This window comes from Marinobacter sp. M5B, assembly GCF_042604615.1.
Taxonomy (GTDB): domain Bacteria; phylum Pseudomonadota; class Gammaproteobacteria; order Pseudomonadales; family Oleiphilaceae; genus Marinobacter; species Marinobacter salarius.
On sequence record NZ_CP156894.1, the window covers coordinates 3,579,838 to 3,602,163 of the forward strand.

Below are 22,326 nucleotides of genomic sequence, written 5' to 3' on the forward strand. Positions count from 1 at the left end.
AAATCGGTCTGTTACTCCCTATACTTCCACCCATAACCATAACGACCGCCTGGAGCGGCGGACCCAACAGCAACGGGGATATTGTGTGAACTAAAAGCTGTCTTTTCATGGCAAGAGAGCAAGCGAGGGGCCATCTATGAGCATAATGCAGCATTTCAAAGACCGGTATGAAGCAACTCAAGAAGAAGAATACACTCTTGAGGAATACCTGGAGATCTGCAAAAAGGACCCGGCGGCATACGCCACTGCCGCAGAAAGGATGTTACTGGCCATCGGCGAGCCGGAGCATATCGATACATCCCGTGACTCCCGGCTGTCACGTATCTTTTCCAACAAGGTGATCAAGCGTTACCCGGAATTCTCCGAGTTCTATGGCATGGAAGAGGCCGTGGAAAACATCGTCTCCTTCTTCCGCCACGCTGCCCAGGGCCTGGAAGAGAAGAAACAGATCCTCTACCTGCTTGGCCCCGTCGGTGGCGGCAAGTCCTCTCTCGCTGAAAAACTCAAGTCACTGATGCAGAAAGTGCCCTTCTATGCGATCAAGGGCTCACCCGTTAACGAGTCGCCACTAGGCCTGTTCGATCCCGCTGAGGATGCGAGTATTCTGGAAGAGGAATACGGCATTCCGTCCCGCTACCTCAAGTCCATCATGTCGCCCTGGGCGGTAAAACGCCTGCACGAGTACGGCGGCGACATCAGTCAGTTCCGTGTGGTGAAGATGTACCCGTCGGTACTGGACCAGGTGGGTGTATCCAAGACCGAGCCGGGCGATGACAATAACCAGGACATCTCCGCCCTCGTAGGCAAGGTGAATATCCGCATGCTGGAAGACTTCTCCCAGGATGACCCGGACGCCTACAGCTTCAGCGGCGGCCTGTGCAAAGCCAACCAGGGCCTGATGGAATTCGTGGAAATGTTCAAGGCGCCTATCAAGGTGCTGCATCCGTTACTGACCGCCACCCAGGAAGGCAACTACAACACCACCGAAGGCATGGGCTCCGTGCCGTTCGACGGTATTATCCTGGCCCACTCCAACGAGTCCGAGTGGCAGACCTTCCGTAACAACAAGCACAATGAGGCCTTCCTTGACCGGGTATACATCGTCAAGGTGCCCTACTGCCTGCGCGTGACGGAAGAGATTGATATTTATCGCAAATTGCTGCGCGACAGTTCCCTTTCCGGCGCCCCTTGCGCACCGGACACCCTGGATATGCTGGCGCAGTTCTCCATCCTGTCGCGGGTCAAAGAGCCGGAAAACTCCAGTATCTTTTCCAAGATGCGGGTTTACGATGGCCAGAACATCAAGGATACCGATCCCAAAGCCAAGTCGATCCAGGAATATCGCGATTCAGCCGGCGTGAATGAGGGCATGGACGGACTGTCCACCCGTTTCGCGTTCAAGATTCTGTCCAAGGTCTTCAACTTCGACACCACGGAGGTGGCGGCTAACCCGGTTCATCTGCTCTATGTGCTGGAAAAACAGATCGAGCAGGAGCAGTTCCAGGCCGAGACCCACGACCGCTACCTGCGGTTTATCAAGGAGTTCCTGGCGCCTCACTACGTTGAGTTTATTGGCAAGGAAATCCAGACGGCTTACCTAGAAAGCTACAGCGAATACGGCCAGAACCTGTTCGATCGCTACGTCACCTATGCCGACTTCTGGATTCAGGATCAGGAATACCGTGATCCGGAAACCGGGGAGATTCTCGACCGCTCGTCCATTAACGACGAACTGGAGAAAATCGAGAAGCCGGCCGGCATCAGCAACCCGAAAGACTTCCGCAACGAGGTGGTCAATTTCGTGTTGCGGGCACGGGCGAACAACCAGGGTCGCAACCCGTCCTGGCTCAGCTACGAAAAACTGCGCAGCGTGATCGAGAAGAAAATGTTCTCCAATACCGAGGACCTGCTGCCGGTTATTTCCTTCAATCCGAAGGCCAGCCAGGAGGATCAGAACAAGCACAAGCAGTTCGTCGAACGTATGGTCGATCGAGGCTACACGGAGAAACAGGTCCGTCTCCTTGCGGAATGGTACCTGCGGGTTCGTAAGTCTCAATAAGTCAGCCTTCATACGCTGAACTGGAGTGAAACTATGGGTATGACCCACGTAGTCGACCGGCGACTGAACGGCAAGAACAAGAGCGCGGTTAACCGGGAACGTTTCCTGCGCCGTTACCGCCATCATATCAAGAAGGCCGTGGCGGACGCGGTTCACCGGCGCTCCATTACGGATATTGAGCGTGGTGAGAATGTCAGTATTCCGTCCCGGGATACTGACGAACCGATCTTCCACCATGGCCAGGGCGGCAAGCGGGAAATGGTCCACCCCGGCAACAAGGAGTTCGTGACGGGTGACACGGTGCCCAAACCCCCAGGAGGTGGCGGCGGAGGCCAGGGACAGGGCCAGGCCAGCCCGGATGGCGAAGGCATGGATGAGTTCGCCTTTCAGATCACCCAGGAAGAATTCCTCGACTTTCTGTTTGATGATCTGGAACTTCCCAATCTCGCCCGTAAAAAGCTGAAAGACACCGAGGCGTTCAAATACGTTCGCTCCGGTTTTTCAACCCAGGGCATACCCGCCAAGCTGGACGTGGTTCGCTCATTGCGGGGCGCCCATGCCCGACGCCTTGGCCTCGGTGGCGCGCGCCGCAAGAAAATCCGCCGAATGGAGGAAGAGCTGGCCGCGCTGAAAAGCGCGCCGGAGGATCTGGACCCGGCCTTCAGCCACGAGGACCAGATCAAAGCCCTGGAGGATGAGATTGCCGATCTCAAGGCCAATGTCCGGCGCATCCCGTTCATTGACGAGATTGACCTGCGGTACCGCCAGCACGTGAAGAAGCCCCAGCCAGCCACCAGTGCCGTAATGTTCTGCCTGATGGATGTGTCCGGGTCGATGACCCAGATGCACAAGGACATCGCCAAACGTTTCTTCATCCTGCTGTATCTGTTCCTGAAGAAGAACTACAAGAAGATCGAAGTGGTCTTCATCCGCCACCACACCAGCGCCAAGGAAGTGGACGAGGAAGAGTTCTTCTACTCACGGGAAACCGGCGGCACCATCGTATCCAGTGCCCTGAAACTGATGCACAAGATCATCGAGTCCCGGTATTCCCCTGCGGAATGGAACATCTATGCCGCCCAGGCCTCGGACGGCGACAACTGGAACGATGATTCGCCCATATGCAGCAAGTTGCTGGCCGACAGCATCCTGCCTTTGGTGCAGTACTACGCTTATGTGGAGATCACGCCCCAGGATCACCAGATGCTGTGGTACGAATACGAGAAAATTCAGGAGCGGTTCCCGCAGAGCTTCGCGCTGCAACAGATCGCCGACCCTGGTGAAATCTATCCGGTCTTCCGCCAGTTGTTCGAGAGGAAAGCCGCATGACCGACACCATCGACAGACCCAACGAGCCGAAAACCCGGGAACCTATCTCCACCAGTTCCGAGTGGACCTTCCCGCTGATCGAGAAATACGACGAGGAAATCGCCAAATGCGCGGCGGAGTTCGGTCTCGACACCTACCCCAACCAGGTGGAGGTGATCAGCGCCGAACAGATGATGGATGCCTACAGCTCCGTCGGTATGCCCGTGGGTTACCACCATTGGTCTTTCGGCAAGCAGTTCCTGTCTACCTCCAAAGGGTATCAGCGGGGGCAGATGGGGCTTGCCTACGAGATCGTGATCAACTCCGATCCTTGCATCGCCTACCTGATGGAGGAGAACACCCTACCCATGCAGGCATTGGTGATTGCCCACGCTTCCTATGGCCACAACTCGTTCTTCAAGGGCAACTACCTGTTCCGCACCTGGACCGACGCCAGCGCCATCATTGACTATCTGGTATTCGCCCGTAACTACGTGGCCGAGTGCGAGGAGCGTTATGGCCTGGATGCGGTGGAAGAAATCCTGGATTCCTGCCACGCTCTGATGAACTACGGCGTTGACCGCTACAAACGCCCCGCGCCGATCTCTGCCGCCGAAGAGCTGCGCCGGCAAAAGGAACGCGAGGAATATCAGCAGCGCCGGCTCAACGATCTTTGGCGCACCATCCCCAAAATGGGCGAGGATGACGACCCGGTGAGCCGCAAGAAGCGCTACCCGGAAGAACCCCAGGAAAACATCCTCTACTTCATCGAGAAGAACGCGCCACTACTGGAAACCTGGCAGCGGGAAATCATCCGTATCGTTCGCAAGCTGGGCCAGTACTTCTACCCGCAGCGCCAGACCCAGGTGATGAACGAAGGCTGGGCCACCTTCTGGCATTACACCCTGCTGCACCGGATGTACGACAAGGGTCTGGTGAACGACGGCTTTATGATGGAGTTCCTGCAAAGTCATACGGCCGTGGTTTACCAACCACCGTTTGACAGCCCCTGGTATTCGGGCATCAACCCCTACACTCTGGGTTTTTCGATGTTCACCGACCTGCGGCGGATCTGTGAGAATCCCACCGACGAGGACCGCGAATGGTTCCCGGACTTTGCCGGTTCTGATTGGCTGGAAACCCTGCATTTCGCCATGAAGAATTTCAAGGATGAGAGTTTCATCCAGCAGTTCCTGTCCCCAAAAGTGATGAGGGATCTGAAGCTTTTTGCCATTCAGAACGATGATGAGGAAGACGTCTACCGGATCACCGCCATCCACGATGACCCCGGCTACCGCAGCCTTCGGGAAAAGCTGGCACGGCAATACAACCTGAGCTACCGCGAACCCAATATCCAGGTCTGGAATGTGGATGTCAGGGGGGATCGATCACTGACCCTGCGGCACATCCCCGTCGACAGGGTTCCACTTGGCGACGACACTGACGAGGTGCTTCGTCACGTGCATCGTTTGTGGGGCTTTGATGTCCACCTTGAAAGCGTCGACAACGGCGTGGTCATGGAGGAGTGCCACTGCCCGCAACGGGAACCGGACGACGCGGATTGAATGTCGCCATTAATTGTCAGAATGCCCACTCCAGCCCGGCATAGAAAGTTCTGCCGGGCGCGGGTTCATAGTAGCCGCGATCTTCTATAGGCCTGTCTGCATTGGCATTGATGCGGATATTGCTGAAGTAATCCTCATCCAGAAGGTTGCGGATACCGCCGTAGACGCTGAATTTCTGACTGCCCACGCGAACGCTGTCACCGGCCCGAATCCCCAGCAGCCAGTAGTCACTGACCCTGGTCTGGTTGCTGTTCTCGGCGTACAGGTCACCCACGTACTGCCACTCCAGGGCAGCAAACCGTTGCCCGTCACCGCGCCACTCAACCTCCGTAACCCATTGCTCCTGCGGTAACCCCGGCAGGCGATTGCCATCGGCGTCATTGCCCTGTTCGTCGGTAAAGTCCTTCAGTGTGTAGTCCGCCAGGGTCACGGCACTGGTTACCCGCCAGGTGTAGGAGATATCCCACTTCAGGCCGAGCTCCACCCCATTCCGTTCTGTGCGCCCTGCGTTTTCGTAGAAGGTACGGTTATTGATCTCATAGGGCAGGATTTCGTCGTCCACCCGGATGGAGAACAGTGCCAGGTCATAACGGACCCCCTGCCCCAGGCCGCCGCGTATACCGACTTCCCGGTTAAGCGCCTGCTGGGGCTCAATGTCTGGATTGAAGCCACCGCTGCCGTCGGGATTGGCAAACTCCGTGAAGGTGGGTGCTTCAAAGGCCGTGCCCACCGTGGCGTAGAACTGCTGGCGTGGCGCCAACCGATAGCTGACTCCTGCAAAACCACTGAATTCCCGATAGGTGCGGCTGCCGGAATCGTCTCCGTCACTGATCCTGTGGTCATCCACCGACAGCCGCAGGCGATCAAACCGGGTGCCCAGAGACACGTTCAGGCGTTCTGTCAATGCCAGGTCACCCTGGGCAAACACCGCGGCGGTAGTGCCGTTCTGGGTTTCGTCCTGGGTTTGTCCGGTGACATCACCGTTAAACGACACCGAATAGCGCCGGCGTTCATCAACCTGGCGATGAAGGTCAACGCCCACCATCCAGGTCAGCGGAAGGCCCGCTACCTCGCTGCCCTGCTGGTAATCCGTACTGACGCCGTAGAACTGCCGGTCGTAGGCAATTCGGCTGGGGCCGGGAAACGGCAGTTGCTGGGCAAAATCACGGTGCGTAAAAAAGGTACTAACGGCCAGGTCCCCAGTACCCATCTCGGCGGTTTCATACAGCAACCCAAGCGTCTGCTGGTCAACGTCCTGGCCGGCGTCGAGCCGTTCGGCATTGGCCGTCGCCTGGCGGCGATCCTGTTCCACCTGGCTCGCTGTCAGGCCGGCGGGGTCTTCTGCTTTTGGCGTGTGCAAGGCATTGAAGGTGGCCGTTAAACGCTGCCCGGCTCCCCAACCATGAGACACACGCCCATTGAAAAGGCCTTTCTCAACCTGGCTCTGATCGCGGTAACCGTTGTAGTTAAGCCAGGACGCAGTTGCGATGCCACTCGTCGCCCCCTCACTTCCGTTGGCCTGGAACGTGGTTTTGTAATAGTCGTTGCTTCCCACATCCTGACTTAGGCGCGCGCCCGGCGGCATTTCGTCTCCACGGGCCGTGGTAATGTCGATCACCCCACCGGAGGCGTTACCGTACTGAACCGACGACGGCCCGCGAATCACTTCAATGCGCTGTGCCGAGTCCAGGTCCACCGCATCAATCTGAGACTGCCCATCGGGCAACGTGTAGGGGATGCCATCCACCTGTATACGAATGCCGCGAATGCCGAATGGCGCCCGGGCACCAAAACCACGGGTGGACAGCCGCAGATTCTGGGCGAAGTTGTAGCGGTTCTGGAAGAACAGGCCAGGGACAGTATCCAGGGACTCGTCCAGTTGCAGCCTCTGCTGGCCCTCCTGGATGTCCGGGGCATTGGTCACGGACACCGCAGCGGGGGTCTCGTAGAGGTCTCTCTCAAGGCGGGGCGACGTCACCTTGATGACATTGTCTTGCGACTCCACGCTTTGCTGCGCATTGGCGGTAGCCCATGTTCCAGCGGATATCAGCGCTGAAAAGACCACAACCAATCTCCTGTGAACGATCACTTTACCTCCTGCTGCCGGTCTAAATTCCGAGTAAATCCACCAACCAGGGCACAATCAATGCCGTCGCAAACGCCGACAGCGCCATCGCCAGCCCCGAAAAAGCGCCCATCTGGGAACTGACCTGAAATGCCCGTGCTGTGCCAATGCCATGGGCCGCCACACCCATGGCGATGCCTTTCACACTGTCGTCGGTGATACGCATCCATTCAAACAGTTTGGTACCGAGCACCGCACCGACAATACCAGTGGCCACCACCAGAACGGCGGTCAGGGACGGAATGCCGCCGATGGTTTCGGAGATCCCCATGGCAACCGGTGCCGTGGCGGATTTGGGCGCCAGGGACACCTGAATCTCAGTGGAGCCGCCAAGAAGCCAGGCAAGCCCAATGGAGCTGCCCGCTGCAATCACAACACCACACACCAGGGAAATGGATACCGGCAACCAGAGTTGGCGCAGCCGGGAAAACTGCTGGTAAAGGGGAACCGCCAGCGCCACCGTGGCAGGCCCCAACAGGAAGTGAACGAACTGCCCGCCTTCGAAGTACTCCTCGTAGGAGGTACCAGTGAGCATCAACAGGGCAATCAGCATCGCCACTGAGGTAACCACCGGATTGGCCAGGGGGCTGGAGTTGGACTTGAGATAGAGCCGATAGGCAAGGCCATAGGCCACCAGCGTAATGGTCAGGCCAAGCAACGGCGACGTTGAAAGATAAACCCAGATATCACGAATGACCGGCTCATTCATCCCGCTGCCCTCCCATATTTTCGGGTCGGGCAAACCATCGCGAGGTTACCTGCATAATGCCGGCGGTGGCGACCATGGTGATAATAGTGGAGAGAAACAGGGCCAGCGTGATCGGCAGCCACTCATCCGCAATCCGGCCAAAATGACTCATCATGCCAACACCCGCCGGCACGAACAGTAGCGACAGATGGCTGAGCAATGCGCTGGAAGCGTTCTCAAGTGGCTCTGGCGTGGCGCCCCGAATCATCAGCGTCAGGAACAACATCACCATACCCAGCACGGGCCCTGGAATCGGCAGTGAGAGAAGACGAACAGTGACTTCCCCTACCAACTGATACACCAGCAGCAGGGTTATTCCGTTGAGAAAGTTCATGGTGGCGGCTCCCGACAGAAAAAACGGCCCAAGTCAGGAGCATAGCCACTAAGCAGCGCCGTGCCTACCCGGCCTTGGTCTCTGTGCGCGGCGGGGTGGTGGTCGTGATGGTAGTCGCTGGAATCACTTTCCGGCCATAGGCCGCCAGCAGGAAACCGATCGGGAACATCAGCACGCCGTATACCGCTGCGGGAATCGACATGGTGCTGGACTCCAGCAGCGTCAGCGTTACCAACAGGGCAATGGTGCTGTTTTTAATGCCCAACTCCACAGCAACGGCAATGGATTCGCGCTGGGTCAGACCCACGGCGCGGCCCGCCAGGAGCCCCAGGAATATACCGGCAATGTTCAGCAGGAGGGTTGCCGGGCCGGCCTGTCGCAGCAGGTCCCAGATCTGGTCGCGTACGCCCCAGATCAGACCGACAACCAGCAACGCCAGAACCACACCCCCGAACACGCTGACTGCGCTTTCAGCACGGCGTGAGAGCTCTGGTGCCCGGGTGCGGAAGATCATCCCAATCGCCACAGGGAACAGGACAATACCCACCAGCATGCCTACCGTTCTTCCCACCGGCAGTGTGATGGACTCCTCGGTGCCAGCATAGAGTTGAAGCGCATAGTTGGTGAACAACGGCAGAGTCACGATGGTTATAAGACTGGCGGTGACCGTCAACACGATCGACAGGGCAATGTTCCCCCGGGACAGCAACACGAACAGGTTGGAGGTAGTGCCTCCCGGACAGGCCGCAATGATCACCAGCCCCACGGCAATGGCCGATGACAGGTCGAGCATGGAGGCAATGGCAAAGGCCACCATGGGCATGAGCAGTATCTGGGCAACGGTACCCACCACCATACCTTTTGGAAAAACCGCCACTTGGCGGAAGTCCCTGACCGTCAGGGTCATACCTATACCGATCATGATGATAAACAGGGCAATCGGCAGCCCCGCAGAGATCAGTGGACTCGATTCCACAAAGCCTCCAAGGATTGTTGTTGTGATTAGATTAGCCAGCTAGTGAAAATAGCATAAGCTGCCGAAAAAGAGTGAATATGGATTCGCAACAACATGTAATTGCGCAAAGGGTAGGAATGGGATTGCGCGCAAAAACCTGAACCTTTCAACCTGCTTGTTCGTGTGATTGTCCCGGTTGTTGCGTATACTTTCGAACAACAACTATACGAATCCAAACGCATCAGATTCAGTGCAGTTTGGCAGCTTCATAAAGCAAGAGGACGATCAATGAAACGCCTGGGCACACTGGACGCTTCCTGGTTGGCGGTGGAATCGGAAGACACCCCGATGCACGTCGGCAACCTGCAGATTTTTTCACTACCGGAAGATGCTCCGGAGACGTTTCTAAGAGACATGCTCGCCCGCATGAAAGCCGATGCCGATGTAGCGCCGCCCTGGTGCTACAAGCTCGCCTTTTCGGGGTTCCTGGGCCGCCTGGTCGCCCCGTCCTGGAAGGTCGACAAGAAGCTGGATCTCGACTACCACGTTCGACACTCGGCGTTGCCGCGCCCCGGCAGTGAACGGGAACTTGGCATCCTGGTATCCAGGCTGCATTCCAACCCGCTGGATTTTTCCCGCCCGCTTTGGGAATGCCACATTATCGAGGGCCTGGAGAACAACCGTTTTGCCCTCTACACCAAGATGCATCATTCCATGATTGATGGCATAAGCGGTGTTCGGCTGATGCAGCGGGTGCTCAGCGAGGACCCCGGTGAGATTAATATGCTGCCGCCATGGTCGGTACGCCCGGAGCGGACACGGGGCAGCAAGACAGATTCCGAAGCCAGCATTTCAGCCGCCCTGTCCCAGGCCATGGAAGCCCTGAGGATTCAGGCCGACATGGCGCCGAGGCTCTGGAATGCGATGAACCGCCTGATCCAGTCCGCACGGCACCCGGAAGAGGGGCTGACCGCGCCCTTTGCCGGCCCGGTTTCCGCCCTCAATCACCGGGTCACCGGTCAGCGGCGGTTTGCCACCCAGCACTACCAGCTCGAACGGATCAAACAGGTCGCCCAGGCGTCCAACGGCTCCCTGAACGACATTGTGCTCTACCTCTGTGGCACTGCCCTGCGCCGCTTTCTTGTTGAACAGGATGGTTTGCCGGATACGCCACTCACCGCCGGAATTCCGGTGAATATCCGCCCCTCCGATGACCAGGGCACGGGCACCCAGATCAGCTTCATGATTGCCTCACTGGCGACCGACGAAGCCGATCCCCTCAAGCGGCTGAAGAGCATCAAACACTCTACCCGCAGGGCCAAACAACACCTTCAGAAACTGCCGCGTAAAGCCCTGACCCAATACACCATGCTGCTGATGTCGCCCTACATCCTGCAGTTGATGTCAGGCCTGGGCGGGCGAATGCGCCCGGTGTTCAACGTGACCATCTCCAACGTGCCAGGGCCAGGGGAAACCCTTTACTATGAAGGAGCACGACTGGAGGCGATGTACCCGGTTTCGCTTATTGCCCACGGCGGTGCGCTCAACATTACTTGCCTGAGCTACGCCGGCTCGCTCAACTTCGGTTTCACGGGCTGCCGCGATACGTTGCCCAGTATGCAGAAGCTGGCGGTCTACACCGGTGAGGCTTTGGATGAACTGGAAAGCCTGGTTTCGCCACCACCAAATCAGACCAAAACCAACGCTCGAAAGGCGCCTCGCAAAAAGACTGCGGAAAAGAGCTAACAGGGCTCCGGTGCCCGTGGGGCTGAGTTACTCAATGGTCTCCAGGTGTCGCTGCAATGCGGTCGGATCCGGTAATACGATCCGGCCGTAAGCCAGCTCCAGCAGCCCTGAACGCTCAAAGTCTTTAATCCACTTATGCACGCCCTGGCGGGTCATGCCCATCATATTGGCAATGTGCTCGCGGGTGATCCAGATCGTGACCGGGTCAGTGCCGACGTCGCCATTGCCCTGGATTTCCGCCAGAAACAACAGTCGTCGCCCTATCCTGGCGGCAACACCTCGTAGTGCATCATCCTCAATAATGGACATAGCGGCCCATAGCCGTCGGCTGACCATATCAAGAATAACCGGGTAGCCTTCCGGGTATGTCGCCATGAGTTCGCGAAATGCCTCGCCCGGTATTTCTATCAGCGTTACGGCCTCGTGGGCAGTAGCGCCGTATACCCGTCGCATCCCGGGAGAAAACACTGAATCTCCGAACCAGGTACCCGCGCTGAACATGATCAGGGTGGCTTCCCGACCTGCAGGGTTCACAGAACTGATGCGAACCACCCCGCTGGCAATGATGTTGAGGGTCGATATTGCCGAACCTTTACTGTAGATGAGTTCGTTAGCCTCAAAACGGCGAATCCGTGCGATACCTTCCAGGTCATCAATCGCCGACTCTGAAAAGCCAGAGAATAAAGGGCAGCGGGCAAGGACAGTCTTGATATTCTTCATGGGAAGAAATTGTAAACGATTTGACAGTCTTCGCCGATCACTCGCACCTACACTCAATGAATGGCTAAACACTCACCACAACAAGAACACCCGATTTGAGAGGCCGCACCATGTCCGAACAACTTTCAATTCCGTCAAAAAGAGATCAGGTCAGCAAGGAAGAATGGCAGCTCCGAGTCGACCTCGCCGCGGCCTATCGTCTGGTCGCCCTATACGGCTGGGACGATCTGGTATTCACCCATATCTCCGCACGGATACCCGGTGACGAGCACCACTTTCTTATTAATCCATACGGTATGATGTTCGAGGAAATTACAGCCTCCAGCCTGGTGCGAGTGGATCAGGACGCCAACAAGATCAACCCCGACGACTTCGATATCAATCCCGCGGGTTTTACCATCCATAGCGCCATCCACCAGGTCAGGGACGATGCCGCCTGCGTCATGCATTTGCACACCACCGACGGTATTGCTGTATCCGCCCAACAGGAGGGCCTGCTGCCGCTATCCCAGCAGAGCCTGTTTGCACTGGCAAGCCTGTCGTATCACGACTATGAAGGTGTGGCGCTAAGGGAAGACGAGAAGGCCCGCCTGCAAAAGGATCTCGGTAATACCAATTTCATGATTCTTCGCAACCACGGCCTGCTGACCACCGGCTCCAGTATTCCCGATGCCTTCCTGGCCATGTACATACTGCAAACGTCCTGTCAGATTCAGATCAGGGCACTGTCGGGCGATCGCCCACTGACGCCAATTCCTGCCGGCATTGTGGATACCATCCGGCAACAGGCGGATCAGGTGACCAAAGGCCTGGGCGGCAAGCTGGCCTGGCCGGGCCTGCTACGCAAGCTCGACCGCATTGATGCCAGTTTCCGGGAATAAGGGGGAGAACAGTATGAACCAACCGACAAAGAACCAGGCCACGTTTACTCATATGAAAGACGGCAAGGCCGAAGACTGGCAGGTCATCGCATCGTCTTTCGGGGAATTCGCCAAAGGCCTGCCAGATCGAATTCTATCGCACCTCAAAATGCTGGAGGGCGACTTTGGTGGTTTTCCGGTTGACCGGCTGACGCACTGCCTGCAAACGGCTACCCTGGCACACCGGGACGGGAAGGACGACGAGTATGTGGTTTGCGCCCTGCTACACGACATCGGTGACACCCTGGGCACCTACAACCATGCGGATGTCGCCGCAGTGCTACTGGAACCGTTCGTCAGCGACGCTAATCACTGGATGGTAAAACACCACGCCATCTTTCAGGGCTACTTTTTCTTTCACTATCTCGGTATGAACCGGGATATGAGAGACCAGTACCGGGACCATCCACACTTCGAACGCACCATCGAGTTTGTTCACAAGTATGACTCACCCGCGTTCGACCCTGATGCGGAAACGTTACCGCTTTCCTACTTCGAGCCCATGGTGCAACGGGTGTTCGCTCAGCCTGTGCGATCCCTCTACAAGGATGCCGAAAGCGTCATGTGACCCGAAACACAACGTGGGCTCAGGACTGACTCTTCCAGTTGGCTGCGCCCACAAATATCAGCTGTAGAAAGCGTGCGGTTCGCTGCCGCACCTGTTCTTCCTGATAGTCGTCGTCGGGAGAGATCCCCAGGATGTCCGTCAGGCTGAAGGCCACACTGCGCACCACCAGGTCGCAGGTCATATCCAGGTCGGCATCGCTCAGGTGATCCGCCACTTTCAGACGCCGAAGATCATTGGCCAGTTCGCTGGCAAAATAACGCATTTCGCTGCGGATGCCTTCCTGTACCGCCCGGCTCTCCCCCGCCAGCCCCTGGGCCATAAACATGAAAAAACTGCGTTTATTGCGGGCATGGGAGATAAAAATACCAACTGATTCGTCGATCAGTTTGTCCGCCTGCAATACGTTCGCCCGCGCCTCGCGCATCATCCGTCGAAGCACCAGCCCCAATTCGTCCACCAACTGCAGCCCAAGGTCATCCATGTTGCGGAAGTGCCGGTAAAAAGACGTCGGCACCACGCCTGCCTGTCGGGTGACTTCGCGGATGCCCAGGCTGGCAAAGTGCCGCCCCTTTCCCACCAGGGCCAATGCGGCGTTCATCAGTTTCTCGCGGGTTTCACCCGGCTTACGTCGTTGTTTTTCTGCCATCGCCTGGAACTAGCTCATCGGTTGATCACAAGCCAACAAGTGTACACAGGCCCACACTAAAAATAACCCAAACTTGTCATTATAGGACAATGTTAGTGGCTTGATTGCCGCCTAACACTTCGCTGTGTACAGTCGTACACATTAGTGAACACTTGTACACATCAGTACAAAGGAGAGCAATCATGATATCTGTACTGGAAAAGTCACCGACCCTGCACTGGCTGGGCAGGCAGCTTTTTAACCGGGACGACCCGGCTGCCTTTTTTGATCCCCTGCTGGAGCGCATCAACCCCATGTGGGTACGGCAATACACGCCGGCCAGGGTGAAGGCCATCTACAACGAAACCGCCGACACCAAAACCTTTGTCCTGGCGCCGGCCGGGCGCTGGAAAGGCTTTGCCGCCGGCCAGCACGTCAATATTGGCATCGATGTTGACGGCGTGCGTCGCAACCGAACCTTCAGCCTGTCCAGTTCGCCCATTCAATGGCGCGCAGACGGCACCGTCACCCTGACCATCAAACGGCTTCCCGGTGGCCTGGTGACCAACTGGATGCACGACCACCTGGAGCCAGGCGCGGTCATCGGGCTGGGCGAGGCGTTCGGCGACTTCCGGATTCCCGATCCGCAGGAGCCAGCCCTATACATCGCCGGTGGCAGCGGCATCACCCCGGTGCTGAGCCAACTGGAAACCATGGCGGCATCAGACTATCGGGCGCCGGTGACCCTGCTGTATTTCGTGCGCACCCAGGCCGATGTGATTGCTGCGGAAAAGCTGCACGCGCTGGCCAGTCGCTGGCCGGCCTTCACCCTGAAGGTGTTTGCCACCAGCGACACCCACCCGCCCCAGTTCCTCAGCGAGCAACATCTGGATGAGGTTCCCGGCATTGCGGCCCGGCGGTGCTACCTCTGCGGGCCGAAAGGGCTCATGGATCTGGCCAACGATCTCCTGTATCGGCGGGGGATTGGCGAAGACCGCATTCACAGCACCTTCTTCTCCGCGCCGACCGCAAATCTCGACACCGAGTCCCTCGGAGGAGCGGTGCATTTCCAACGCAGCAACCTGGATGTCTCGTCCGAAGGCGATGCGGTGCTGCTGGACATTGCCGAGGCCGCGAAACTGTCGCCACGCTACGGCTGCCGCATGGGCATCTGTCACCAGTGCAGTTGCCGCAAGACCAGCGGCACTGTGATCAACCGCCTGACCGGGAAAGCATCCGGCCCGGGCGAGGAAACCATTCAGCTTTGTGTGTCTGTTCCGAGCGGGCCGGTGACTGTTGAACTCTGACCGGCCGCACCACAACGCCTGAACCCATTATTGGCAGACATGGTTCGACCATTCTGCAAGGAGTCACCATGAAAACGATGAACGAAACACAACTGAAAGAGCTTGAAAACGACCTGGACACCATTCGTGACCAGGTGATCTCCGATCTTGGCGAACGGGATGCACGTTACATCCGCAGGATCGTTCGGCTCCACCGGTCCCTGGAAATCGGCGGCCGGGTGCTGATGCCCTTCGGGTTTATCCCGCCCGTGTTCCTCGCCGCCACCACGGCGCTGGGTATCTCCAAGATTATCGAAAACATGGAGATCGGCCACAACGTCATGCACGGCCAGTACGACTGGATGAACGACCCATCGCTGCACTCCCAGACCTATGAATGGGATACGGTGTGCACTGGCGATTCCTGGCGCCGCACCCATAACTACGAGCACCACACCTACACCAATATCATCGGCAAGGATCGGGACTACGGCTATGCCCTGCTCCGCCTGAGCGACGACGACAAATGGAAGCCGGCTCATACCCTGCAGTTCATCAACTATATTCTGCTGAGTGTGTTCTTCCAGTGGGGCGTTGGGTTGCATGAGCTGGAGTCTGAACGGATCCGCCGCCGGGAAATCTCGGTACGGGAAAAGATTCCGTTCCTGAAGGACTTCTTCCGCAAGGGCGGCCGTCAGGCCTTCAAGGACTATGTGTTCTTCCCGCTGATCACCTTTCCGGTGGCTCCGGTGGTACTGGCGGGCAACATTGGCGCCAACCTGATCCGTAACCTGTGGTCGTCCACGGTCATTTTCTGTGGCCACTTTACCCAGGATGCGGAGACGTTTACCGAGGAGGAATGCGAAGGTGAGAGCAAGGGCCACTGGTATCTGCGCCAACTGACAGGCTCCAGCAACTTTACCGGCGGTAAGTGGGTGCACCTGCTGAGCGGCCATCTGAGCTACCAGATTGAACACCATGTGTTCCCGGACCTGCCAGCCCACCGCTACCCCGAAATGTCGGAGAAAGTTCAAGCGGTGTGTAAAAAGCACGGTATTCCGTACAACACCGGCACCTTCGCCAAACAGTATTCAACCGTGCTGAAACGCATTTTCGGCTATTCACTGCCGGACCGGATGCGCAACCGGCTGCTACCGGAATTCAGCAACCGGGCCTTGAGTTAAGCGATCTGCAAAAGTCGTAGTAACTGAGGGCGATGCTGGTCGTTAATAATATCGGCCAGCGTGTATCGGTCCAGCACTTCCAGGAATGCCGCCAAGGCCTCGCCGAACATTGATTTCAACCCACAGACCGGCGTGATGCGGCAGGCATTCCTGGAGGAAAAGCACTCCACAACACTGAGATCCTGTTCGGTTTCCCTGACCAGGATGCCAACGTTAATGTCCTCCGGCGCCATGTGCAGGCGCATCCCTCCTTTCTTGCCACGAACGGTTTCGATGTAGCCCTTCTTGTTGAGTTGATGAACGACTTTCATCAGGTGATTCTTGGAGATCTCATAGCTGTCGGCGATCTGCTGAATGGTCGCCAGCTCATCACCCTGCACCGCCAGGTAAATCAGAACACGCAGGGAGTAATCGGTGTAACGGGTGATATGCATTCATCAACTCCAATAAGTCATCGATATCAGGTTCACACCGAAAGTGGCCAAACCGATACTTGTATACGCAGAATTCATGAAACCGGTTCTTACGCCCGAATGGTTCTTTTGTCGATATTGGGTTGGGTTATTCGCCACACATTGGTTATGCTTGTTGTATACAAAGCCAGACGGGGAATTTACCCATGCCCAACGCCACGCTGACAGACCGTTTTGGTCGCACCGTCAACTATGTGCGTCTGTCCGTCACAGACCGCTGCGATTTCCGGTGCGTGTACTGCATGGCCGAGGAGATGACCTTCCTGCCACGGCAGCAGGTGCTGACACTTGAAGAGATTGCCCAGGTGGCAAAGACCTTCGTATCCCTGGGCACCGAAAAGATTCGGTTGACCGGGGGAGAGCCGCTTGTCAGACGGGGCATTCTGGAACTGGTCAAGGAAATCGGCACATTTGGCCTGCGGGACTTCGCCATGACCACCAATGGCAGCCAGTTGCCCACCATGGCAGAGCCACTGCGCAAGGCCGGACTCAAGCGGCTGAATATCAGCCTGGATTCCCTGGATGCCGAGAAGTTCAGCCGCATCACCCGCACTGGCCGGCTTGCCCAGGTTCTTGATGGTATAGACGCCGCAAAAGAGGCGGGATTTGAGGGCATCAAACTCAATACCGTTGTCATGAAAGGTGGCAACGACCAGGAAGTACCAGAGCTGGTTGAGTTTGCCCGTAAAAAGAAGGTGGATATTACCTTCATAGAGGAAATGCCACTGGGTGAAATTTCCGATCATGATCGCGGTCAGGTGCTATGCACCAGCGACGAAGTGCGCGATATCATCAGCCAGCGCCATGAGCTGGTTCCCACTCCGGAAGATTCCGGCGGGCCCGCCCGCTACTACCGCATGCCGGACAGCGACGTTCGGGTCGGTTTCATCTCGCCCCATTCCCACAATTTCTGCTCCACCTGCAACCGCGTTCGGGTCACGGTGGAAGGCCGCCTGCTGCTATGCCTGGGCAATGAGCATTCCGTTGATCTGCGCCGCGTGCTGCGCGGCCACCCGGAAACCGATGACAAACTCCGTGAAACCATCATCAACGCCATGGACCTGAAACCGGAGCGCCATCACTTTTCCAGCGAGGGTGACGTTCAGATTCTTCGGTTTATGAATATGACCGGCGGCTAGCTTCCAGCTGAACCAGCCTTGCGCCGCTGGCGTATCCTTCGTACCACATCGTGGCGATCATGGGTGATTGCTGCCCCAGGTACGGAGGTCGTTTCCCGCTATGTCCAATCTGATTCTGATACTCGGCGACCAGCTGACCACCGCCATCAGCGCACTCGACAACGCTGACAGGAAACGAGACAGAATCGTGATGGCAGAGGTCCACGACGAGGCCAGCTACACCAATCACCACAAGAAAAAACTGGTTCTGCTGTTCAGCGCCATGCGCCATTTCGCACAGCGGCTGGAGGATGACGGCTGGCAGGTTCACTACCAGACGTACCACCCCGATAACGAAACCCGAAATCTCGAGTCGGTCATCGCCAATCAGCTCAAAGAAACCGGCGCTGACAGGGTGATCACGACAGAGTGCGGCGAGTGGCGATTGCACGAGCAAGTTAGCCATTGGCATGAGCGCCTGGGCGTGCCGGTCGAGATCCGGCCGGATACGCGTTTTATCGCCAGCAAGCAGGCGTTTTCGGACTGGGCAGAGGGGCGCAAACAGCTGCGAATGGAGTTCTTCTACCGGGAAATGCGACGAAAAACCGGTTTGTTGATGACTCCAGATGGCAAGCCTGAGGGCGGCGAATGGAATTTCGACGCCGACAACCGCCGCAAGTGGACGGGAAAACCGGCGGCTCCGGCTCCCTTTCGCGTTGAGCCCGACAAGGTGACCCGGGAGGTGATTGAGGCGGTAGAGCAACACTTTACCGAACACTTCGGCACCACGGAGGATTTTCACTTTGCCGTCACCCACGAGGACGCAGAGCAGGCATTGGAGTACTTCATCGATTTCGCCCTGCCCTGTTTCGGCGACTTTCAGGATGCCATGTCCGACAATGAAGACTGGCTGTTCCACTCCATCCTGTCGCCCTACATCAATTGCGGCTTGCTGGATCCACTCGCCGTCTGCGAGGCCGCCGAACAGGCCTGGTATTCGGGGCGTGCGCCGATTAACGCAGTGGAGGGCTTTATCCGCCAGATCCTGGGATGGCGTGAGTTTGTGCGGGGTATCTACTGGTTGCATATGCCAGGGTACGCACAGGAAAACCGGCTCGGTAATACCCGTTCCCTGCCCTGGTTCTACTGGACCGGGGACACCAGGATGCGTTGCATGCACAAGGCCATTGATGCCACCCGTCGCAACGCCTATGCACATCATATCCAGCGGCTGATGGTGACCGGTAATTTTGCGCTGCTGGCCGGCGTCAAGCCGGAGGAGATCTGTGACTGGTACCTGGCCGTGTATGCCGATGCCTACGACTGGGTGGAGCTACCCAACGTGCTGGGCATGGTGATGCACGCAGACGGTGGCTATCTGGGATCAAAACCCTATGCCGCCAGCGGCAAATACATCCAGCGCATGTCGGACCATTGCAGCAACTGCCACTACAAGGTCAACAAGGCCACGGAAGACGACGCCTGCCCGTTCAATGCGCTCTATTGGCATTTCATCAATCGCCATCGGGACGACTTTGCCAGCAATCCGCGCATGGGCATGATGTACCGTAACTGGGACAAGCAGAAACCAGAAAGGCGGGAGGCGCTGCTCCAGCGTGCCGACAACTTGCTGGCACACCTGGAGCAACTCTGAAAACAGAGAGGAACTGGGGCGACTATGGGCGGATGCGCTTCTCGCTGTCCGGGTCGAAAAACACGACCTTTCTCATGTCGAACATCAGCTCCGCCTCTTCCCCCCAGTTCACCGGGTGTTCCGCATCCAGCCGGCACTGCACATCAACATTGTTGAGGCGAATCACGGCGAGGATGTCCGGCCCGGTGGGTTCGGTCACCTCCACCGTAAACCGGCTCTCAGCCACCATCTGGCTATCCCTTTTCTGTTCGTCTGGCTGGCTTATGTGCTCCGGGCGGATGCCGAGCACCACCTGTTTACCGGCCCACCCCTGCAGGTAACCCGGCACTGGCAGGGCAAGTTTCCGACCATCGCTGCCCTCAACGTTGACCACCAGGCCTGCTCCAGCCTGCTCTACCGTCACATTGATAAAACTCATGGACGGCGAGCCCATAAAGCCCGCCACAAACAGGTTCTCCGGCGTGTCGTACACTTCCTTCGGCGTGCCCAGTTGCTGCAGTTCGCCGTCTTTGAGCACCGCGATCCGGTCCGCCAGCGTCATGGCTTCGATCTGGTCGTGGGTCACGTACACAATGGTGGTTTTCAGGCGCTGGTGCAGCTTCTTGATTTCGGTGCGCATTTCCACCCGCAGCTTGGCGTCCAGGTTGGACAACGGCTCATCGAACAGATAGATCTTCGGCCTGCGAGCCAGGGCGCGCCCCATGGCGACCCGCTGTTGCTGACCGCCTGAAAGTCGGGCCGGTTTCTTGTCCAGCAATGCGGAAATCTGCAGCAAATCAGCCACCCGCTCTACCTCCTGCTGGATCTCGTCTTTTGGCATACCGCGGATTTTCAGGCCAAAGGCAATGTTCTCGCGCACCGACATGGTGGGATACAGCGCGTAGGACTGGAACACCATGGCGATGTCCCGGTCCTTCGGCTCCATGGTGGATATATCCTTGCCTTCCACCACAATCGACCCACCGGTAATGGATTCCAGGCCGGCAATGCTGTTCATCAGGGTTGACTTGCCGCAGCCGGAAGGTCCGACCAAGGTCAGGAATTCACCGGAGGCGATGTCAATATTGATGCCCTTGAGCGTCTCATCGAGAGCCCCCGGGTATGTCTTGCGAATGTCCCGCAGTTCAAGTTGTGACATGTTGTTTTACCCTTTAACCGAGCCGGCCGTCAGGCCGCGTATAAAGTACTTGCCGGCCACGATGTACACCACCAGCGTTGGCAGGGCGGCAATCATGGCGGCGGCCATATCCACGTTGTATTCCTTCACCCCGGTGCTGGTGTTCACCAGGTTATTCAGGGCGACCGTTATCGGCTGGCTGTCGCCGCTGGCGAAGACCACGCCGAACAGGAAGTCGTTCCAGATCTGGGTGAACTGCCAGATCAGTGACACCATGAAGATGGGTGTGGACATGGGCAGAAGGATGCGGAAGAAGATGGTGAAAAAGCCGGCGCCGTCGAGCCGGGCCGCCTTCACCAAAGCGTCGGGGATGGCCACGTAATAGTTGCGGAAAAACAGCGTGGTGAAGGCCACCCCGTAGATCACGTGAACCAGCACCAGCCCGGCGGTGGTGTTGGCCATACCCAACTTGCCCAGGGTGGCCGCCATGGGCAGAAGCACCACCTGGAAGGGCACAAAACAACCGAACAGCAACATGCCGAACAACAGATCCGAGCCCTTGAACTTCCATTTCGACAGCACGTAGCCGTTAAAGGCACCCAGCAGGGTGGAAATCATCACCGCTGGCACCGTCATCTTGAACGAGTTCCAGAAATACCCTTTCACGCCCTCACACTGCACACCGGTGCAGGCCTCGGACCAGGCCTTGGTCCAACCGATGGTTGTCCAGTCGGTGGGCAGTGCCAACAGGTTGCCAGAGCGGATATCCATGGGCGTCTTGAAACTGGTGATCAACATCACGATCAGCGGAATCAGGTACACCAGGCAGGCCAGAAGCAGCACGCCATAGATGGCAATGCGGCTGGGGCGAAAGCCGGTACGAACCATATCAGTCATGGCGTTTCTCCCTCAGTTCGGAATACAGGTAAGGCACCAGCAATGCCAGAATCGCACCCAGCATCAGCATGGCGCTGGCAGAGCCCAGCCCCATCTGGCCACGGGTAAAGGTGTGGGCGTACATGAACACCGCCGGCAGGTCGGTGGAATAGCCCGGGCCACCCGCCGTCATGGCCATCACCAGGTCAAAACTCTTGATAGCAATGTGGGCCAGCACCATCACGGAGCTGAAGAACACCGGCCGCAAGGACGGCAGGATGATTTTCCAGTAGATCACCGGCAGGCTGGCGCCATCCACCCGAGCAGCACGGATAATGGATGAATCGACGCCCCGCAGCCCGGCCAGAAACAGCGCCATCACAAAGCCGGAGGCCTGCCAGACAGCGGCCATCACAATGGTGTAGATGGCGAAGTCGGAATTCACCAGCCAGTCGAAGCTGAAGGACGTCCAGCCCCAGTCGTGCATCAGTTTTTCCAGGCCCAGGCGCGGGTTAAGAATCCAGCGCCAGACGGTGCCGGTGACAATCATGGACAGCGCCATGGGATAGAGATAAATAGTCCGGATCGCGCCTTCCTGGCGGATGCGCTGATCCAGAAAAATCGCCAGCACCACACCGATCAACAGGCAGATGCCGATAAAGAGCCCGCCAAATATCGCCAGATTCCATGAAGCGACGATCCAGCGCTCGCTCTCCATCAGCTTGGCGTATTGCTCAAGGCCGACGAAATTGTAACTGGGCAGGAAGCTGGAATTGGTAAATGACAGCACGCCCGTCCATAGCATGTAGCCATAGATCCCGATGCCAACCAGCAGGAAGGTCGGGGCCACCACCAGCTTGGGCAACCAGCGCTGCAGGCCATCCATCAGGCCAGACGATGCCCTGGCCACCCCGGTGGGGCGACGTTGAGTGTGTTCCATGAGGA

20 protein-coding genes are annotated in these 22,326 nt (G+C 57.5%); 10 read left to right on the forward strand and 10 right to left on the reverse strand.

What is annotated here, in order from left to right:
- Positions 1-136 precede the first annotated feature (136 nt).
- From AAGD24_RS16215 to AAGD24_RS16225, 3 genes are read left to right on the forward strand one after another with little or no spacing between them, the layout of a single operon-like run.
- Positions 137-2,059, forward strand: a complete 1,923-nt coding sequence (locus AAGD24_RS16215; protein ID WP_036208922.1) for a PrkA family serine protein kinase — start codon at positions 137-139, stop codon at positions 2,057-2,059.
- Positions 2,060-2,098: 39 nt separating this feature from the next.
- Positions 2,099-3,388, forward strand: a complete 1,290-nt coding sequence (locus tag AAGD24_RS16220; protein WP_206512165.1) for a YeaH/YhbH family protein — start codon at positions 2,099-2,101, stop codon at positions 3,386-3,388.
- A complete protein-coding gene (locus tag AAGD24_RS16225) occupies positions 3,385-4,932 on the forward strand; it encodes a SpoVR family protein (RefSeq protein ID WP_041334047.1) in 1,548 nt (515 codons plus the stop codon). Before AAGD24_RS16220 ends, AAGD24_RS16225 begins: the two co-directional genes overlap by 4 nt.
- A gap of 16 nt (positions 4,933-4,948) precedes the next feature.
- Here AAGD24_RS16225 and AAGD24_RS16230 read toward each other — a convergent pair whose 3' ends face one another.
- The 4 genes from AAGD24_RS16230 to AAGD24_RS16245 all read right to left on the reverse strand — a co-directional run bounded on the left by AAGD24_RS16230 (position 4,949) and on the right by AAGD24_RS16245 (position 9,115).
- Positions 4,949-6,997, reverse strand: a complete 2,049-nt coding sequence (locus AAGD24_RS16230; RefSeq protein ID WP_323133528.1) for a TonB-dependent receptor — start codon at positions 6,995-6,997, stop codon at positions 4,949-4,951.
- 43 nt (positions 6,998-7,040) lie between these two features.
- Entirely contained in the window at positions 7,041-7,766 is a 726-nt protein-coding gene (locus AAGD24_RS16235) for an LrgB family protein (RefSeq protein ID WP_036208912.1), read from the reverse strand.
- Positions 7,759-8,139 (reverse strand): CidA/LrgA family protein, encoded by a 381-nt coding sequence (locus AAGD24_RS16240; RefSeq protein ID WP_085679244.1) that lies wholly within the window; start codon positions 8,137-8,139, stop codon positions 7,759-7,761. The genes AAGD24_RS16235 and AAGD24_RS16240 overlap by 8 nt, the downstream gene beginning before the upstream one ends.
- A 64-nt stretch (positions 8,140-8,203) precedes the next feature.
- Complete coding sequence (locus tag AAGD24_RS16245) at positions 8,204-9,115, reverse strand: bile acid:sodium symporter family protein (RefSeq protein WP_036208907.1); 912 nt, start codon at positions 9,113-9,115, stop codon at positions 8,204-8,206.
- A gap of 267 nt (positions 9,116-9,382) precedes the next feature.
- On the opposite strand from AAGD24_RS16245, the gene AAGD24_RS16250 reads away from it, so the two are divergent.
- The gene (locus AAGD24_RS16250) at positions 9,383-10,840 is read left to right on the forward strand and encodes a wax ester/triacylglycerol synthase family O-acyltransferase (protein WP_007153340.1); all 1,458 of its coding nucleotides are present in this window, start codon (positions 9,383-9,385) and stop codon (positions 10,838-10,840) included.
- 27 nt (positions 10,841-10,867) lie between these two features.
- On the opposite strand, the gene AAGD24_RS16255 is transcribed toward AAGD24_RS16250, so the two are convergent.
- A complete protein-coding gene (locus tag AAGD24_RS16255) occupies positions 10,868-11,560 on the reverse strand; it encodes a Crp/Fnr family transcriptional regulator (protein ID WP_007153341.1) in 693 nt (230 codons plus the stop codon).
- Positions 11,561-11,670: 110 nt separating this feature from the next.
- On the opposite strand from AAGD24_RS16255, the gene AAGD24_RS16260 reads away from it, so the two are divergent.
- Positions 11,671-12,441 (forward strand): class II aldolase/adducin family protein, encoded by a 771-nt coding sequence (locus tag AAGD24_RS16260; protein ID WP_007153342.1) that lies wholly within the window; start codon positions 11,671-11,673, stop codon positions 12,439-12,441.
- A gap of 13 nt (positions 12,442-12,454) precedes the next feature.
- Positions 12,455-13,048, forward strand: a complete 594-nt coding sequence (locus AAGD24_RS16265; RefSeq protein WP_007153343.1) for an HD domain-containing protein — start codon at positions 12,455-12,457, stop codon at positions 13,046-13,048.
- 19 nt (positions 13,049-13,067) lie between these two features.
- Here AAGD24_RS16265 and AAGD24_RS16270 read toward each other — a convergent pair whose 3' ends face one another.
- Positions 13,068-13,694 (reverse strand): TetR family transcriptional regulator, encoded by a 627-nt coding sequence (locus AAGD24_RS16270; protein ID WP_007153344.1) that lies wholly within the window; start codon positions 13,692-13,694, stop codon positions 13,068-13,070.
- Positions 13,695-13,876: 182 nt separating this feature from the next.
- Between AAGD24_RS16270 and AAGD24_RS16275 the strand changes: the two genes are divergently transcribed.
- Together AAGD24_RS16275 and AAGD24_RS16280 are read left to right on the forward strand one after the other, a co-directional pair.
- Positions 13,877-14,980, forward strand: a complete 1,104-nt coding sequence (locus tag AAGD24_RS16275; RefSeq protein ID WP_228210160.1) for a ferredoxin reductase — start codon at positions 13,877-13,879, stop codon at positions 14,978-14,980.
- A 68-nt stretch (positions 14,981-15,048) separates the two neighbouring features.
- Complete coding sequence (locus AAGD24_RS16280; protein WP_228210159.1) at positions 15,049-16,143, forward strand: acyl-CoA desaturase; 1,095 nt, start codon at positions 15,049-15,051, stop codon at positions 16,141-16,143.
- Here the strand turns inward: AAGD24_RS16280 and AAGD24_RS16285 are convergent.
- Entirely contained in the window at positions 16,140-16,577 is a 438-nt protein-coding gene (locus AAGD24_RS16285) for an Rrf2 family transcriptional regulator (protein WP_036208891.1), read from the reverse strand. The genes AAGD24_RS16280 and AAGD24_RS16285 overlap by 4 nt on opposite strands.
- A gap of 185 nt (positions 16,578-16,762) precedes the next feature.
- Here AAGD24_RS16285 and moaA point away from each other — a divergent pair, with 185 nt between their 5' ends.
- Positions 16,763-17,755 carry a GTP 3',8-cyclase MoaA gene (gene moaA / locus AAGD24_RS16290; protein WP_228210158.1) on the forward strand — a complete coding sequence of 331 codons (993 nt, stop codon included), beginning with the start codon at positions 16,763-16,765 and terminating at the stop codon, positions 17,753-17,755.
- Between the two features lie 100 nt (positions 17,756-17,855).
- On the forward strand, positions 17,856-19,388 hold the full coding sequence (locus tag AAGD24_RS16295; RefSeq protein WP_228210157.1) for a cryptochrome/photolyase family protein: 1,533 nt from the start codon (positions 17,856-17,858) through the stop codon (positions 19,386-19,388).
- Between the two features lie 22 nt (positions 19,389-19,410).
- On the opposite strand, the gene AAGD24_RS16300 is transcribed toward AAGD24_RS16295, so the two are convergent.
- The 3 genes from AAGD24_RS16300 to AAGD24_RS16310 are packed head-to-tail and all read right to left on the reverse strand — an operon-like array spanning position 19,411 to position 22,321.
- Positions 19,411-20,526 carry an ABC transporter ATP-binding protein gene (locus tag AAGD24_RS16300; RefSeq protein ID WP_228210156.1) on the reverse strand — a complete coding sequence of 372 codons (1,116 nt, stop codon included), beginning with the start codon at positions 20,524-20,526 and terminating at the stop codon, positions 19,411-19,413.
- A 6-nt stretch (positions 20,527-20,532) separates the two neighbouring features.
- Positions 20,533-21,402, reverse strand: a complete 870-nt coding sequence (locus AAGD24_RS16305) for a carbohydrate ABC transporter permease (protein WP_036208880.1) — start codon at positions 21,400-21,402, stop codon at positions 20,533-20,535.
- Complete coding sequence (locus AAGD24_RS16310; RefSeq protein WP_075194413.1) at positions 21,395-22,321, reverse strand: carbohydrate ABC transporter permease; 927 nt, start codon at positions 22,319-22,321, stop codon at positions 21,395-21,397. Before AAGD24_RS16310 ends, AAGD24_RS16305 begins: the two co-directional genes overlap by 8 nt.
- Positions 22,322-22,326 lie beyond the last annotated feature (5 nt).

Coding starts and splice junctions, on each gene's coding strand:
- AAGD24_RS16215 (WP_036208922.1), top strand. CDS start 137: ATGAGCATAATGCAGCATTTCAAAGACCGGTATGAAGCAACTCAAGAA.
- AAGD24_RS16220 (WP_206512165.1), top strand. CDS start 2,099: ATGACCCACGTAGTCGACCGGCGACTGAACGGCAAGAACAAGAGCGCG.
- AAGD24_RS16225 (WP_041334047.1), top strand. CDS start 3,385: ATGACCGACACCATCGACAGACCCAACGAGCCGAAAACCCGGGAACCT.
- AAGD24_RS16235 (WP_036208912.1), bottom strand. CDS start 7,766: ATGAATGAGCCGGTCATTCGTGATATCTGGGTTTATCTTTCAACGTCG.
- AAGD24_RS16240 (WP_085679244.1), bottom strand. CDS start 8,139: ATGAACTTTCTCAACGGAATAACCCTGCTGCTGGTGTATCAGTTGGTA.
- AAGD24_RS16250 (WP_007153340.1), top strand. CDS start 9,383: ATGAAACGCCTGGGCACACTGGACGCTTCCTGGTTGGCGGTGGAATCG.
- AAGD24_RS16255 (WP_007153341.1), bottom strand. CDS start 11,560: ATGAAGAATATCAAGACTGTCCTTGCCCGCTGCCCTTTATTCTCTGGC.
- AAGD24_RS16260 (WP_007153342.1), top strand. CDS start 11,671: ATGTCCGAACAACTTTCAATTCCGTCAAAAAGAGATCAGGTCAGCAAG.
- AAGD24_RS16265 (WP_007153343.1), top strand. CDS start 12,455: ATGAACCAACCGACAAAGAACCAGGCCACGTTTACTCATATGAAAGAC.
- AAGD24_RS16270 (WP_007153344.1), bottom strand. CDS start 13,694: ATGGCAGAAAAACAACGACGTAAGCCGGGTGAAACCCGCGAGAAACTG.
- AAGD24_RS16275 (WP_228210160.1), top strand. CDS start 13,877: ATGATATCTGTACTGGAAAAGTCACCGACCCTGCACTGGCTGGGCAGG.
- AAGD24_RS16280 (WP_228210159.1), top strand. CDS start 15,049: ATGAAAACGATGAACGAAACACAACTGAAAGAGCTTGAAAACGACCTG.
- AAGD24_RS16285 (WP_036208891.1), bottom strand. CDS start 16,577: ATGCATATCACCCGTTACACCGATTACTCCCTGCGTGTTCTGATTTAC.
- moaA (WP_228210158.1), top strand. CDS start 16,763: ATGCCCAACGCCACGCTGACAGACCGTTTTGGTCGCACCGTCAACTAT.
- AAGD24_RS16295 (WP_228210157.1), top strand. CDS start 17,856: ATGTCCAATCTGATTCTGATACTCGGCGACCAGCTGACCACCGCCATC.
- AAGD24_RS16300 (WP_228210156.1), bottom strand. CDS start 20,526: ATGTCACAACTTGAACTGCGGGACATTCGCAAGACATACCCGGGGGCT.
- AAGD24_RS16305 (WP_036208880.1), bottom strand. CDS start 21,402: ATGACTGATATGGTTCGTACCGGCTTTCGCCCCAGCCGCATTGCCATC.
- AAGD24_RS16310 (WP_075194413.1), bottom strand. CDS start 22,321: ATGGAACACACTCAACGTCGCCCCACCGGGGTGGCCAGGGCATCGTCT.